The following is a 14,594-nucleotide window of genomic DNA, read 5'->3' as shown; positions in this document are numbered from 1 at the left end:
CCCCCCCCCCCCCCCCCCCCCCCCCCCCCCCCCCCCCCCCTCCCCCTCTCCCTCCCCCCCCCCCCCCCCCCCCCCCCCCAACCCCCGGCGAGGCTGGATCAGGCTCAGCTATACACCCCGGGTATACACACCGTGTACAGTCGCGGCATGTCCATCGGTCACACCCTCCTCGGCCTCCTCGAGGCCGGCCCGCGCCACGGCTACGACCTCAAGCGCGCCTTCGACGAGAAGTTCGGCCACGACCGCCCCCTCGCCTACGGGCAGGTCTACTCGACCATGTCCCGCCTCCTGAAGAACGGCCTCGTCGAGGTCGACGGCATCGAGAGCGGCGGCGGTCCCGACCGCAAGCGGTACGCCATCACCGACGCCGGCATCACCGACGTCGAGACCTGGCTCTCGCAACCCGAGAAGCCCGAGCCGTACCTCCACTCGACCCTCTTCACCAAGGTCGTCCTCGCGCTGCTCACCGGCCGCCGCGCGGACGAGCTGCTGGACACCCAGCGCGCCGAGCACCTGCGCCTCATGCGCCTCCTCACCCAGCGCAAGCGCAAGGGCGACATCGCCGACCAGCTCGTCTGCGACCACGCGCTGTTCCACCTGGAGGCGGACCTGCGGTGGCTGGAGCTCACCGCGGCCCGCCTCGACCAGCTCGCCCAGGAGGTGTGCCGATGACCCCCGCCGGCTCTCTGCTCGCCGCCACGGACCTCCGTAAGGCGTACGGACCCACCCACGCGCTCGACGGCGCCGAGTTCTCCATCCACGCCGGCGAGATCGTCGCCGTCATGGGGCCCTCCGGCTCCGGCAAGTCCACCCTGCTGCACTGCCTCGCCGGGATCGTCCCTCCCGACTCGGGCTCCATCACCTACGCCGGCCGCGAGCTCGCCACCATGAGCGACGCCGAGCGCAGCGCCCTGCGCCGCACCGACTTCGGCTTCGTCTTCCAGTTCGGCCAGCTCGTGCCGGAGCTGACCTGCCTGGAGAACGTCGCCCTCCCGCTCCGCCTCACCGGCGTCAAGCGCAAGGAGGCCGAGCGGACCGCCCTGCACTGGATGGAGCGGATCCAGGTCGAGGACCTGGCCCGCAAGCGCCCCGGCGAGGTGTCCGGAGGCCAGGGCCAGCGCGTGGCCGTCGCCCGCGCGCTGGTCACGCGGCCCCGGGTGATCTTCGCCGACGAGCCCACCGGCGCCCTGAACTCCCTCAACGGCGAGCTCGTGATGCAACTGCTCACCGAGACCGCCCGGGCCGCCAGCACCGCCGTCGTCCTCGTCACGCACGAGACCCGCGTGGCCGCCTACTCCGACCGCGAGATCGTCGTACGCGACGGCAAGACGCGCGACATGGAGCGGATCGCGTGAGCGCGCTCCGGGTATGGGCCCGGGACCTCTCCATGGGTGTGCGCTTCGCCTTCGGGGGCGGCCGCGAGGGCTGGACCCGCACCCTGTTCACCGGCATAGGCGTCGGCCTGGGCGTCGCCCTGCTGCTGATCACCACCGCCCTGCCGAGCGCGCTCGCCGTCCGCTACGAACGCGGCGACGCCCGCTCCACGATGAACTCCCCGACGGCCGAGCGGCCGGGCCCCGACACCCTGCTGATCTCGGGCGCCGACCAGACGTACCGCAACAGGGACATCGAGGGTGCCTACCTCAAGGCCGAGGGCCCGAACGCACCCGTTCCGCCCGGCCTGACGAAGATCCCCGGCCCGGGCGAGATGGCCGTCTCCCCCGCCCTGCGCCGGCTGCTGAACTCCTCGGAAGGCAAGCTCCTGCGCGAGCGCCTCGACTGGCCGGTCTCCGAAGTCATCGGCGACGCGGGCCTGGTCGGTCCCGGCGAGCTGCTCTTCTACGCGGGCAACGACAGCCTGCGCAAGACCGGCCCGGCGGAGTACCGCGTCGAGCGGATCACCGGCTTCGGCGACACGGAGGAGTCCGAGCCGTTGGACCCCGTCCTGGTACTCCTCGTGGTGCTGACCTTCGTCGCGCTGCTGCTGCCGGTCGCCGTGTTCATCGCCGCCGCCGTCCGCTTCGGCGGTGAGCGCCGCGACCTGCGGCTCGCGGCCATCCGCCTGGTCGGCGCCGACACCCGGACGGTCCGCCGGATCGCCGCCGGCGAGGCCCTCGCGGGATCGCTGGTCGGACTGGCCCTGGGCGTCGGCTTCTTCGCCATCGGCCGCGGACTCGTCGGCAGCGTCACCCTCCGCCAGCGCAGCGTCTTCCCCGCCGACCTCGATCCGTCGGTGTGGCTGGCCCTGCTCGTCGCGGTCGTGGTGCCCGCCGCGGCCGTCGCCGTGACCCTGTTCGCGCTGCGCGGTGTGGTCGTCGAGCCGCTCGGTCTCGTCCGCAGGACCGCCCCGCGGCGGCGCCGCATCTGGTGGCGGCTGCTGCTGCCACTGGGCGGACTGGCGCTGCTCGTCCCGCTGACGGGCGGCGGCAACGGAGGCGAGGACTTCAACCAGTGGCAGGTCAGCGCGGGCGTCGCCCTGCTCCTGGTCGGCATCACCGCCCTGCTGCCCTGGCTGCTGGAGCGGCTCGTCACCCTGATGTCTGGCAACGGCCCGGTCTCCTGGCAACTGGCCGTCCGCGGCCTCCAGATGAACAGCGGCCCCGCCGCCCGGCTGGTCAACGGCATCGCCGTCGCCGTCGCCGGGGCCATCGCCCTGCAGATGCTCTTCGCCGCCGTCGAGGACGACTACACCTTGGTCACCGGCCACGACCCGTCCCGGGCGGCGCTCTCGGTCCTGCTGCCCCCGGCCGACGGGGACCGGGGCGACGAGCTCGCCTCGAAGATCTCCGGCGCCAAGGGCGTCGCCAAGGCAGCCCCGCTGGCCGCCGTCTACGCGAACCGCCGACCGGACACCGGCGGCAGGGTCGAGATCACCGTCGGCACCTGCGAGGCGCTGCGCGAGGTCGCCGTACTGGACTCCTGCAAGGACGGCGACGCCTTCGTGCTCACCGGCACCGCGGACAAGGACTCCGGCGTCTACGGCTCCACCGCGCAGCCCGGCGACACGCTGACCATCAGCCCGCTCCCGGGCACCCGGCAGGACGCGACGACCGTCGAGTGGACCCTCCCGGCCACGGCGACCACGGTCGCCAGCCGCGAGGATCCGACCGGCGTGCTGCGCGACGGGGTACTGGCGACCCCCTCGCTCGCCCCGAAGGGCGCGGAGGAGGCCGGGTCCGCCCAGGTGTTCGTCCAGCTCGACGAGTCCGTGCCGGACGCCATGGAACTGGCCCGTACGGCCGTCTTCAAGGCGGATCCGCTCAGTCGCACGATGACGCTGAAGTCCACCCGGGAGGACTCCGGTTACTCCGCGATCCGCACCGGGCTGTTCTTCGGTGCGACCGCCGTGCTGATCCTGATCGCCGCGAGCCTGCTCGTCTCGCAGCTGGAGCAATTGCGCGAGCGCAGGCGCCTGCTGTCGTCCCTGGTCGCCTTCGGTACCAAACGCTCCACGCTGAGCCTTTCGGTGCTGTGGCAGACGGCGCTGCCCATCGGGCTGGGCCTGGCCCTGGCCGCGGTGGTGGGCGTGGGGCTGGGGAGCGTCCTGATGCGGATGGCCTCCCGCCCCGTCCGGATCGACTGGGCCTCGGTCGCGGCGATGACCGGCGCCGGTGCGGGCGTGGTCGCGCTGGTGACCGTACTCAGCCTGCCGGCGCTGCTGCGCCTGATGCGCCCGGACGGGCTGCGCACGGAATAGCCCCGGCGGGTGCGGCTTCACTGCTGGGGGTCCGGGGCAGAGCCCCGGCAGCGGAGCCGCGCCCGCTCAGTCCGTGGGCCACACCGGGAGCGGGCGTACGGCCTCGCGCAGCGCGGCGGCGATGGCCCGGAACTCCTCCTGGCGGGCCGTCCCGGTGCGCATGGCCAGTGCGATCCGCCGGGAGGGCGCCGGCTCGGCGAAGTACCCGGTGGACAGGTGTTCGTTGCGGGCGGTCTCCAGCCGCAGCGCGGTGCGCGGCAACAGCGTCACCCCCAGTCCCCCGGCGACCAGCTGTACGAGGGTGGACAGGCCGGCGGCGGTCGTCGTGACGTCCGCCCCGGTCGTGCGCCCCGCCTCGCGGCAGATGTCGAGGGCCTGGTCGCGCAGGCAGTGGCCTTCGTCCAGCAACAGCAGTTGCAGTCCGCGCAGTTCCTCCAGCGGGATGTCCCGGCGCCCGGCCAGCTCGTGCTCCCGGGGCGCGAGCAGTACGAAGTCCTCGTCGAAGACGGGCAGTTCGGTGACCCCGGGGACGCCGAGCGGCACGGCCAGCAGGAGCAGGTCCAGGCGCCCGCCGGCCAGCCCCTCCAGCAGGGAGGCGGTCTGTTCCTCGTGCACCTGGAGGTCCATCCGGGGGTAGCGCCGGTGGAACAGCCCGAGCACGGTCGGCAGCAGGTACGGCGCCACCGTGGGGATCACCCCGAGCCGCAGGACCCCGGTGAAGGGGGCCCGTACCGCTTCGGCCTCCTCCAGCAGCCCGCCCATGGCGTCGAGCACCACCTGCGCCCGGACCGCGATCCGCTCGCCCGCCGGGGAGAGCAGCACCTTGCGGGTGGTGCGCTCCAGCAGCTGCACGCCGAGGGCCTCCTCCAGCGCGGAGACGGCGCCGGAGAGGGCCGGCTGGCTCATGCCGATGGCCGCGGCGGCGTCCCGGAAGTGCAGATGCTCGGCGACGGCCGCGAAGGCGCGCAGCTGAGCGAGAGTCGGTTGCTTCGCTCCCCTATTACCCACAGCCACTGATAGGTACCTCCGATCACCCAACACAAGACTAGCTATTTCCGCAATCAATGCAGGTGTGCCAGCATGTGAGATACGTCCAACCCCATCGGAAAACCCCCAAAAGGGTCATTTTCCATTTCTCAAGGAGAGCGCGTGCTCACTGTTGGTGACAAGTTCCCCGCCTTCGACCTGACCGCCTGTGTCTCGCTCGAGGCCGGTGCCGAGTTCGCGCAGATCGACCAGAAGACCTACGAGGGCAAGTGGAAGGTCGTCTTCGCCTGGCCGCTCGACTTCACCTTCGTGTGCCCGACCGAGATCGCCGCCTTCGGCAAGCTGAACGAGGAGTTCGCCGACCGCGACGCGCAGATCCTCGGCTTCTCGCTCGACTCCGAGTACGTGCACCACGCCTGGCGCAAGGACCACGCCGACCTGCGTGACCTGCCCTTCCCGATGATGTCCGACATCAAGCGCGAGCTCTCCACCGACCTGGGCATCCTCGGCGAGGACGGCCTCCCGATGCGCGCCGTCTTCATCGTGGACCCGAACAACGAGATCCAGTTCTCGATGGTGACCGCCGGTTCCGTGGGCCGTAACCCCAAGGAGGTCCTGCGGGTCCTCGACGCCCTGCAGACCGACGAGCTGTGCCCCTGCAACTGGAACAAGGGCGACAGCACCATCGACGCCGGCGCGCTGCTGGCCGGTGAGTGACGGATGTCCCTCGACTCCCTGAAGTCGGCGGTACCGGACTTCGCCAAGGACCTGAAGCTGAACCTCGGTTCGGTCATCGGCAACAGCGACCTCCCGCAGCAGCAGCTGTGGGGCACCGTCCTGTCCTGCGCGATCGCCGCCCGCTCCCCGCGCGTCCTGCGTGAGCTGGAGCCCGAGGCGAAGGCGAACCTCTCGCCGGAGGCGTACACCGCCGCCAAGTCCGCCGCCGCGGTCATGGCGATGAACAACGTCTTCTACCGCACCCGGCACCTGCTCTCCGACCCGGAGTACGGCAACCTGCGCGCGGGCCTGCGGATGAACGTCATCGGCAACCCGGGCGTGGAGAAGGTCGACTTCGAGCTGTGGTCGCTCGCGGTCTCCGCGATCAACGGCTGCGGCCAGTGCCTGGACTCGCACGAGCAGGTCCTGCGCAAGGCGGGCGTCGAGCGCGAGACGATCCAGGAGGCCTTCAAGATCGCCTCGGTGATCCAGGCCGTCGCGGTCACCCTCGACGCCGAGGCCGCCCTCGCCGCCGAGTAGTCACCTGCACGACCTGTACGACCGTCAGGGCCCCCGCAGCCGTTTCCGGCCGCGGGGGCCCTGCGCGTTCACTTCTTCAGGGCGGCCATCAGCGCGCGCATGTCCTCGATCATCGCCGCCTTGACGGTGTCCTCGTCCGGCTCGACGACGTCGCCTTGCGAGTACGCGTCCACGGTGAGGGTGAAGACCGCGCCGCCGTCGAGGACCAGCAGCCGGGGCCGCGACACCTGCGCGAAGAGCAGCGCCCGCTCCCCGAGCCCGGGGACCTCTTCCACGGGTACGCCCATCACGCTCAGGTCCGGATGCAGGCCGGGTCCGGCGCCGAACTCGGGCCCCGGATCGTTCTTCTTGTGCAGTTCGACCAGCACCTGGGTCACGTACGTGACCTTGTCCTCGGTCCATTGCATGCCGTACTCGCAGTAGGACCAGTCCAGGGCGGGCTTCTCGCCGTGCTTCGGCATGCTGTCCTTGAACCCCCCGGCGATCCCGCCCAGCTGGTCCAGGCGCACCACCTTGCACAGGTCCTCGGTGTGCCGGTAGGCGATCGGCGGGGACGCGTCGGCGAACCGATTCTGCGCGGCCAGGACCCCCGCCCAGACCGCCGACGCCAGGAGGATGCCGCCCACGGCCCACCACCACGGCCGCGCCCGCCGCCGTACGGACTCGGGCGGCGCGGCGGCGGCCTGCGCCGGCGCGGTCGCGTGTCCGCCGTCCCATTCACCGTCGAGCTCGGGCTCCCCGATCATCCCGCCCCCTCCGACTTCTTGAGCGCTGCCACCAGCTCCCGCATGTCCTCGATCATCGCCGCCTGGACTGCTGTGGCGTCAGTGGCGGGGCGGTCATTCTTCTGGGCGTAGGTCGCGTTGGCGATCACCTGGACGGTGAACACCGCACCGCCGTCCAGCACCTTGAGCTCCTGTACGTAACCAGAGGAGGACGTGGTCATGACAGCACGCTCGCCGAGGTCCGGCACCGCTTCCCTGCGCACGTCGCCGCTATAAGCGATGTCCTCCAGCGGCGGTACGTCGAACTCGGCCGAGGGGTCGGTCTTCTTGTGCAGGTCGACCTGTGCGCTCACGATGAAGTCCGGCACGCCCTCGACGTTGTTCAGCACGCACGCTGCCCCATACACGGCCGGGTGGTCGCTCTCCTGGTTCATCGGTCTCTTGTGCAGGTCTCCGGTCAGCCCGCTCAGCGTCCGGCCCCGGAAGTCCTCGCACAGGTTCTTCGTCGCCCGGTACGAGATCGTCGGCTCAGCCAGCCGGTCCCCGAAGAAGTACAGCCCGCCGGCCCACACCGCCGACGCCGCCACCACCCCGCCCAGCGCCCACAGCCACGGCCGAGTCCCGGGACCGCCCGCCGTCCGCTCGCGCGGAGCGAGCTGCTCCGCCGGCCTCGCGGTATCCCAGTCCCCGTCGATCTCCGGATCGGTGATCACGCCTGCCCCCTAGATGTCCCTGGTCGATCATCGCAGACCCATCAAATCGCCCCCGTGTCCACGGTGTTATGACCTGCTCTGGCCCGCCTCTTCGGGCAGCGGCCGGCCCAGGGCGGTCGAGCCGTGCGGCGCCGGGCCGACCGCTCCGGCTCCGTGGTGGTGCTCGCGCGAGTACGCCTTCAGGTAGCCCACCACCGTGTTGGTGACGGCGACCAGCGGTACGGCGACCACCGCTCCGCCGATGCCTGCGATCATCCCGCCGGCGGCCACCGACAGCACCACCGCGAGCGGGTGCACCCGTACCGCCCGGCCCAGGATGAAGGGCTGGAGCACGTGCCCCTCGATCTGCTGCACGGCCAGCACCACGAGCAGCACCATCAGGGCGGTCCACACGCCCTGGGTCACGAGGGCCACGACCACCGCGAGGGCGCCCGAGACCACCGCGCCGACCAGCGGGATGAAGGCGAACAGGAAGATGAAGACGGCGAGGGGGACGGCCATCGGCACGTGGAGGAAGTAGATGCCGAGGCCGATGAAGATGGCGTCGATGAGCGCGACGAGGACGGTGCCCCGTACGTACGCGGTCAGCGTGCGCCAGGCGCGCGGTCCGGCGCCCGCCACTCCGGGCCGGGCGGCGGCGGGGACCAGGCCGAGCGTCCAGGTCCAGATGCGCTTGCCGTCGTAGAGCAGGAAGAGCGTGGAGAACATCGCCAGCAGCATGCCCGTCATGACCTCGACGAGCACCGTCACGCCTTGCAGTCCGGCGGAGGTGATCTGCTCGGTGTTGGTGCCGATGGTCTCGCTGAGGTTCTTCGCGATGTCGTTGATCTGCTTCTCGGTCACGTGGAACGGACTGTCCAGTGCCCAGAGCTTGAGTTCGTTGATGCCCTCGCGCACCCGGTTGGAGAGGTCGTCGAGGTTCTCCATGACCTGCCAGACCACGAACCAGCCGACGAGCCCGATGACCACGAAGCCCAGGATCGCGGTGACGGCCGTGGCCAGCCCTCTGGGCAGGCCCAGTCTGCGGAGCCGGACGACGAAGGGCTGGAGCATCGCGGTGACGAGCATGGCGGCGGCGAAGGCGAGGACGACCAGGCGGACTTCGCTGATCACCTTCATCAGCACCCAGAGCATCCCGGCGAGCAGCAGCAGCCGCCAGCTGGCCTCGGCGGCCACGCGCATCCCCCAGGGGATCACGCTCGCCGGGGCGGGCCGCTCGGGGGCGGCCGGGACGGCCATGGCGGTCGCGTGGGCCACGGGAGCCGGGGGCGCGGCGACGGGCGGGGCGGGCGGAGCCGACGGGGCCGGCGCCGGTTCGGGCGCGACGGGCCCCGGCAGGTCGCCCCTGCTCTGGGCGTCGACCTCGGCGCGCAGCTCGTTCAGCCGCGCCTCCAGCTGGTTCAGCCTGTTTCCCAGCCGGCCGAGCCAGCCTGCCCTCTTCGTCATGTCGCTTCCTTCCCCCGCCCCCGGTCTGCGGGCACACCTCGAAGACCGTACACGCGAGGAGCCCCGCACCGTAGGACGGTGCGGGGCTCCTGGAGGTTGAGCGGTGGCTAGTACCAGCCGTTGGCCTGGTGGAAGGTCCAGGCGGCACACGGGCTGCCGTAGCGGTCTTCCATGTAGTTCAGGCCCCACTTGATCTGCGTCGCGGGGTTGGTGCGCCAGTCGGCTCCGGCCGAGGCCATCTTCGAGCCCGGGAGCGCCTGGACGAGACCGTAGGCACCCGAGGACGAGTTGACGGCCTTGTAGTTCCAGGTGGATTCCTGGTTGATGATGTTCGAGAAGCACTGGAACTGGCCGGCCGGGACCATCTGCTGGGCGATGGCCTTGACCTGCGCGACCGTGTAGGAGCTCTGGAGGGCGAAGTCGCCGGCGTCGCGGGCGGCGGAGCGGCTGGCCGCTTCCTTCGCCTCGCGCTCCTTCTTCGCCTTCTCGTCCGCTTCCTTCTGCGCCTCCGCCTTCTTGGCCTTGGCGTCCTCGGCGGCCTGGAGGCGGGCGGCCTCCTCGGCCGAACGCTTGGCGTCGGCGTCGGCGGCGTGGGCGATGGTGTCGGCCTGCTGCGTCAGGGACGCGCTCTGGACCTGCGCCTGGTCGCCGACCGGGATGTCGGCGAGGAGGGTCGCCCCGGACGCGGTCGTTTCGAGATCGTTCGTGGGGTCGCCAGTGGCAACGCCAACGACTGCGCCGACGGTGGTGACCGCGGTGGCCGAAGCCACGGCGAACCCCCGGACCGAGATCCGGCTCACACGGTGTCCTTCCAGCAGCATCCGCAGTGACCGCGCGGGCGCAAAAGTGCCCCTCGACTCTGGCCTCCGTGGTTCTACGGTCACTGGAGGCGCGGGCCCGTGGGCAACTCCCTTGCGGGGGCTGCCGCGTGAAGCTCCGGGCGGCATACGGCGATCGACTGTGGAGTTGTGGTGCTGCGCGTACCTCACTGGAGGTACAGATGTGCCGTATGCGGGGCCTGACGGAAACCAGACTCTGCCGGAACGCGACGCCGCAAGGCAATTCTCCGTTGCGTGGGAAAGGTCACACCTGGCATGTCGCCGCTGTTTTCGACAAAGCCCTGTGCAGCACGACGCCGCCCGGCTAGGCTCTCGGGCCTTTGCCGGGCGGCGCCAACTTCCTTTCCCGCTATGGGCGTTTTAGCCCTCTGCGCCCCTTACAGGGTTTCGAGCATCTCGGTGACCAGGGCGGCGATCGGCGAGCGCTCGGAACGCGTCAGCGTGACGTGCGCGAAGAGCGGATGCCCCTTCAGCTTCTCGACCACGGCGACGACTCCGTCGTACCGGCCGACCCGCAGGTTGTCCCGCTGGGCGACGTCGTGGGTCAGAACGACCCGCGAATTGGCACCGATTCGGGACAGAACGGTCAGAAGGACGTTCCGCTCCAGCGACTGCGCCTCGTCCACGATCACGAAGGCGTCGTGCAGCGAGCGGCCGCGGATGTGCGTGAGCGGCAGGACCTCCAGCATCCCGCGGTTCAGCACCTCCTCGATGACCTCGCGCCCGGCGACCGCCGAGAGGGTGTCGAAGACCGCCTGGGCCCAGGGGCTCATCTTCTCGGCGGCGTCCCCGGGCAGATAGCCGAGGTCCTGCCCGCCCACCGCGTACAGCGGCCGGAAGACCATCACCTTCTGATGCTGCCTCCGCTCCAGCACCGCTTCCAGGCCCGCGCAGAGCGCCAGCGCCGACTTTCCGGTGCCGGCCCGGCCGCCCATCGAGATGATCCCGATCTCGGGGTCCAGGAGGAGGTCCAGGGCGATGCGCTGCTCGGCGCTGCGGCCGTGGAGCCCGAAGGCCTCGCGGTCGCCCCGTACGAGCTTCACGTTGCCGTCGGAGGTGACCCGGCCCAGGGCCTTGCCGCGCTCGGACTGCAGGACCAGTCCGGTGTGCACGGGCAGTTCGGCGGCCTCCGGCACGTAGAGCCGTTCCTCCGAGTAGAGGAGGTCGACCTGTTCGCCGGAGAGGGCGAGCTCGCCCATGCCGGTCCAGCCGGCATCGGTGATGGCGAGCTCCGCGCGGTACTCCTCGGCGAGCAGCCCCACGGAGGAGGCCTTGATGCGCAGGGGAAGATCCTTCGAGACCACCGTGACGTCGTAGCCCTCGGCCTGAAGGTTGCGGGCGACCGCCAGGATGCGCGAGTCGTTGTCCCCCAGCCTGAAGCCGGCGGGCAGGACGCCCGGGTCGGAGTGGTTGAGCTCGACGCGCAGGGTGCCGCCCAGATCGCCCAGCGGGATGGGGGCGTCGAGACGTCCGTACCGGACCCGGAAGTCGTCGAGCAGGCGCAGGGCCTGGCGCGCGAAGTAGCCGAGTTCGGGATGGTGCCTCTTTGCCTCCAGCTCGGTGATCACCACGATCGGGAGCACGACCTCGTGCTCGTCGAAGCGGGTGATCGCGTTGGGGTCTGCCAGCAGGACGCTGGTGTCGAGGACGTAGGTCCGCCTGTCGGGCAGGCGGCGCTTTGTGCTGGTCACCACGGAAGGACGTACCCCCTCGGAAGAGGTCGGGCCATGAAGACCGGACCGGTCATCGGCACCCATGCCGGGGCCGATTTCCGGCCCTCCCACTTCGTCCGTGCGAACCGCACGTGCGTCCTGGTGCAAAGGGCCTCCCGGGCGGACGACCCCATGCCGTCCGCTGAGACTCGACACCCGTGGATCGGGCATCGACCTGAAAGGGATATTCCCCGAACAGGCCAGGCCATGCCATGGCATATGACGGACGCTCGGTGAATCCCTGGTGAAGGGTTCGCGGGGAGGAGAGGGGAGTCGAGGAGAGGGAGGAGAGGGAGGGGAGGGAGGGGAGAGGGCATGCCGGGACCGAGGGGCCGTCAGACCCCCCGGGGGCAGGAAGGGAAGGGCTCAGGTGCCGTAGCGCCGGTGGCGGGCGGCGTAGTCGCGCAGGGCCCGCAGGAAGTCGACCTTGCGGAAGGCCGGCCAGAAGACCTCGCAGAAGTAGTACTCCGAGTGCGCGCTCTGCCACAGCATGAATCCGGACAGCCGCTGCTCGCCGCTGGTGCGGATCACGAGGTCCGGGTCGGGCTGGCCGCGCGTGTAGAGGTGCTCGGCGATGTGGTCGATGTCGAGGATCTCGGCGAGCTCCTCGAAGGAGGTGCCCTTCTGCGCGTGCTCCAGCAGCAGCGAGCGGACCGCGTCGGCGATCTCCTGACGGCCGCCGTAGCCGACGGCGACGTTGACGAGTATCCCGTCGACGCCGTGGGTGGCCTCCTCGGCCTCCTTCAGCACCGTCTGCGTCCCGGCGGGCAGGATGTCGAGGTTGCCGACGTGATGGACGCGCCAGCGGCCGTCCGCGGCGAGGCCCCGCACGGTGTTCTCGATGATGTTGAGCAGCGGGCGGAGCTCGACCTCCGGCCGGTCCAGATTGTCCGTGGAGAGCATCCACAGGGTGACGACCTCGACGTCCGTCTCGGTGCACCAGCCCAGCATCTCGGAGATCTTGTCGGCTCCGGCCTGGTGGCCCTGCTCCGTCGTACCTCCGGACGCCTTCGCCCAGCGCCTGTTCCCGTCCAGGATGACGCCGATGTGCTTGGGCGCCGCGTCATGGTCGAGGCGGCCTTCCACCCGGCGTGCATAGAGCCTGTACACCAGGTCGCGCAGCTTCACGATCTTCCAGCCCCTCCGTGCAATGCCCCCGTGCGAATTGCGGTCTCCCCCGAGGCGGCCACATTACTGCGCGGCGGGATGGGGTACCCAACTCGGTCTGTCACAACTCCGTGATAGGGAGGACAACGTGACTGATACCGATCCCTATCGGGCAGAGCCCTCGCGCTACGCCTTCATGGACTACCGCCGCACCGGCCACAGCGGCCTCAAGCTCCCCGCCATCTCCCTGGGCCTCTGGCACAACTTCGGCGACGACAAGTCCCTGGAGTCCCAGCGGGCGATCCTGCGCCGGGCCTTCGACCTCGGAGTGACCCACTTCGACCTGGCGAACAACTACGGCCCGCCGCCCGGCTCGGCCGAGCTGAACTTCGGCAAGATCTTCGCGCAGGACTTCGCCTCCTACCGCGACGAGCTGATCCTCTCCACCAAGGCCGGCTACCTGATGCACGCCGGGCCGTACGGCGAGTGGGGCAGCCGGAAGTACCTGCTCAGCTCGCTCGACGCCTCGCTGAAGCGGATGGGCGTGGACTACGTCGACATCTTCTACTCGCACCGCTTCGACCCGGAGACCCCGCTGGAGGAGACCATGGGCGCGCTCGCGTCCGCGGTCCAGCAGGGCAAGGCGCTGTACGTGGGCATCTCCTCGTACACGGCGGAGCAGACGGCCGAGGCCGCGCGGATCCTGCGCGAGATGGGCGTGCGTCCACTGATCCACCAGCCCTCGTACTCCATGATCAACCGCTGGACGGAGGAGGACGGCCTGCTGGACACCCTGGAGGACGCCGGCATGGGGTGCATCTCCTTCGCGCCGCTCGCGCAGGGGCTGCTGACCGGCAAGTACCTGAAGGAGATCCCGGAGGGCTCGCGGGCCACGCAGGGCAAGTCCCTGAACCCGGACATGCTCTCGGACGAGGTGCTCCGCCGGCTCAACGGGCTGAACGACATCGCGGCCCGCCGCGGCCAGTCGCTGGCCCAGCTCGCACTGAAGTGGGTGCTCCGCGACGACCGGATGACCTCGGCTCTGATCGGCGCTTCGAGCGTGCGACAGCTGGAGGAGAACGTGGCCGCGCTGGCGGCAGAGCCGCTCTCCCAGGCCGAGTTGGAGGAGATCGACTCCCTCGCGGTGTCCACCCCCGGCACCAACCTCTGGGCCCAGCGCGGCTGACCTGCGCGTTTGCCTACGGGGTGCGTGAAACAAAAAACGGGCCGGTCCGTGGGGGGGATACGGACCGGCCCGAGGGGGGGGTTCCACCATAACCCTTCGTAAAGCGTGATGCGTGCATTGGCGCGGAACGATTACGCTCCGAAACCACCCAGCAGCACTCCGGTGAGTGCTCCGGCCGCCATGAAGGGCCCGAAGGCGAAGCCCTGCTTGCGGGTCGCGGGGCCGCTCAGCACTAGGGCCAGCCCGTACAGGGCCCCGTAGAGGAAGCCCAGGAAGGCCCCTGCGGCCCATACCCCCCACCCGTACCACCCAAGGGCGACCCCCAGCGAGAGCGCCAGCTTGACGTCGCCGAAGCCCATGCCCGCGGGGTTGATCAGGAAGAGGAAGAGGTACGCGGCTCCGAGCGCCCCACCGCCGAGCAGCGCGAGCCGCCAGTCGCCTCCGGCGCGGGGCAGGAGGGCGGCCGCACCGAGCCCGGCGGCGACCGCGGCGGCGAGCGGCAGGGTCAGTACGTCGGGCAGCCGGTGCACGGCACGGTCGACGAGCGCGAGCAGCACGAGCGCCGGGGCCAGCCCCACATAGGCCAGCGCCTCGGGCCGCGCCCCGACGGCCGCTCCGAGCGCGGCGCAGACCGCCCCGGCGAGGGCGGCGAGGGGGACGGTGCGGCTCCCGTAGGCGTGCGGGGCGGTTGGCGCGGGCGGCGGGGTGTCCGGGCCCTGCACGACAACCCCCGTGGGAACCCGGCAGCGGGCCGGGCCGAGCCAGCCGCGCAGGCGGTGGCCCTGCGGGCAGCGGTCGCGCCAGGGCTCCTCCGGCTCGACGGAGAACCGGTAGAGCGCGCGCGGCAGTAACAGCCCGGCTGCGGCGCCGTACCCGGCGGCAAGAAGGATCACGACCACACCCATCCTGCGACGGTAGCGCTGGA

At 70.8% G+C, this 14,594-nt stretch carries 14 protein-coding genes; 6 read left to right on the top strand and 8 right to left on the bottom strand.

Annotated features, from left to right (window positions below):
- The first annotated feature begins 147 nt into the window (after positions 1-147).
- The 3 genes from ACZ45T_RS01830 to ACZ45T_RS01820 are packed head-to-tail and all read left to right on the top strand — an operon-like array spanning position 148 to position 3,697.
- On the top strand, positions 148-672 hold the full coding sequence (locus tag ACZ45T_RS01830) for a PadR family transcriptional regulator (RefSeq protein ID WP_468436390.1): 525 nt from the start codon (positions 148-150) through the stop codon (positions 670-672).
- The gene (locus ACZ45T_RS01825) at positions 669-1,355 is read left to right on the top strand and encodes an ABC transporter ATP-binding protein (RefSeq protein WP_468436388.1); all 687 of its coding nucleotides are present in this window, start codon (positions 669-671) and stop codon (positions 1,353-1,355) included. Before ACZ45T_RS01830 ends, ACZ45T_RS01825 begins: the two co-directional genes overlap by 4 nt.
- A gap of 32 nt (positions 1,356-1,387) precedes the next feature.
- Entirely contained in the window at positions 1,388-3,697 is a 2,310-nt protein-coding gene (locus ACZ45T_RS01820) for an ABC transporter permease (protein WP_468437002.1), read from the top strand.
- A gap of 66 nt (positions 3,698-3,763) precedes the next feature.
- On the opposite strand, the gene ACZ45T_RS01815 is transcribed toward ACZ45T_RS01820, so the two are convergent.
- Complete coding sequence (locus ACZ45T_RS01815) at positions 3,764-4,711, bottom strand: hydrogen peroxide-inducible genes activator (protein WP_468436386.1); 948 nt, start codon at positions 4,709-4,711, stop codon at positions 3,764-3,766.
- A 135-nt stretch (positions 4,712-4,846) separates the two neighbouring features.
- Between ACZ45T_RS01815 and ACZ45T_RS01810 the strand changes: the two genes are divergently transcribed.
- The gene (locus ACZ45T_RS01810) at positions 4,847-5,401 is read left to right on the top strand and encodes a peroxiredoxin (RefSeq protein ID WP_468436384.1); all 555 of its coding nucleotides are present in this window, start codon (positions 4,847-4,849) and stop codon (positions 5,399-5,401) included.
- A gap of 3 nt (positions 5,402-5,404) precedes the next feature.
- On the top strand, positions 5,405-5,941 hold the full coding sequence (locus ACZ45T_RS01805; protein WP_468436382.1) for an alkyl hydroperoxide reductase: 537 nt from the start codon (positions 5,405-5,407) through the stop codon (positions 5,939-5,941).
- A gap of 68 nt (positions 5,942-6,009) precedes the next feature.
- Here the strand turns inward: ACZ45T_RS01805 and ACZ45T_RS01800 are convergent, their stop codons facing one another.
- From ACZ45T_RS01800 to ACZ45T_RS01775, 6 genes are all read right to left on the bottom strand, one after another.
- Entirely contained in the window at positions 6,010-6,687 is a 678-nt protein-coding gene (locus ACZ45T_RS01800) for a hypothetical protein (protein ID WP_468436380.1), read from the bottom strand.
- Entirely contained in the window at positions 6,684-7,379 is a 696-nt protein-coding gene (locus ACZ45T_RS01795) for a hypothetical protein (RefSeq protein ID WP_468436378.1), read from the bottom strand. Before ACZ45T_RS01795 ends, ACZ45T_RS01800 begins: the two co-directional genes overlap by 4 nt.
- Before the next feature lie 66 nt (positions 7,380-7,445).
- A complete protein-coding gene (locus ACZ45T_RS01790; protein WP_468436376.1) occupies positions 7,446-8,825 on the bottom strand; it encodes an AI-2E family transporter in 1,380 nt (459 codons plus the stop codon).
- A 107-nt stretch (positions 8,826-8,932) separates the two neighbouring features.
- Complete coding sequence (locus ACZ45T_RS01785; RefSeq protein WP_468436374.1) at positions 8,933-9,625, bottom strand: aggregation-promoting factor C-terminal-like domain-containing protein; 693 nt, start codon at positions 9,623-9,625, stop codon at positions 8,933-8,935.
- A gap of 416 nt (positions 9,626-10,041) precedes the next feature.
- On the bottom strand, positions 10,042-11,358 hold the full coding sequence (locus ACZ45T_RS01780) for a PhoH family protein (protein WP_468436372.1): 1,317 nt from the start codon (positions 11,356-11,358) through the stop codon (positions 10,042-10,044).
- A 384-nt stretch (positions 11,359-11,742) separates the two neighbouring features.
- On the bottom strand, positions 11,743-12,504 hold the full coding sequence (locus tag ACZ45T_RS01775) for an isoprenyl transferase (protein ID WP_468436370.1): 762 nt from the start codon (positions 12,502-12,504) through the stop codon (positions 11,743-11,745).
- Between the two features lie 127 nt (positions 12,505-12,631).
- On the opposite strand from ACZ45T_RS01775, the gene mgrA reads away from it, so the two are divergent.
- Positions 12,632-13,669, top strand: coding sequence for an L-glyceraldehyde 3-phosphate reductase (gene mgrA / locus ACZ45T_RS01770; protein ID WP_468436368.1), 1,038 nt, complete (start codon positions 12,632-12,634; stop codon positions 13,667-13,669).
- A 131-nt stretch (positions 13,670-13,800) separates the two neighbouring features.
- Here mgrA and ACZ45T_RS01765 read toward each other — a convergent pair whose 3' ends face one another.
- Positions 13,801-14,574 carry a prepilin peptidase gene (locus ACZ45T_RS01765; protein WP_468436363.1) on the bottom strand — a complete coding sequence of 258 codons (774 nt, stop codon included), beginning with the start codon at positions 14,572-14,574 and terminating at the stop codon, positions 13,801-13,803.
- Positions 14,575-14,594: the final 20 nt, after the last annotated feature.

Source organism: Streptomyces sp. NPDC030995, assembly GCF_055571215.1.
The sequence above is the reverse complement of the archived record's forward strand: the minus strand, read 5'-3'. Positions and strand labels throughout refer to the sequence as shown.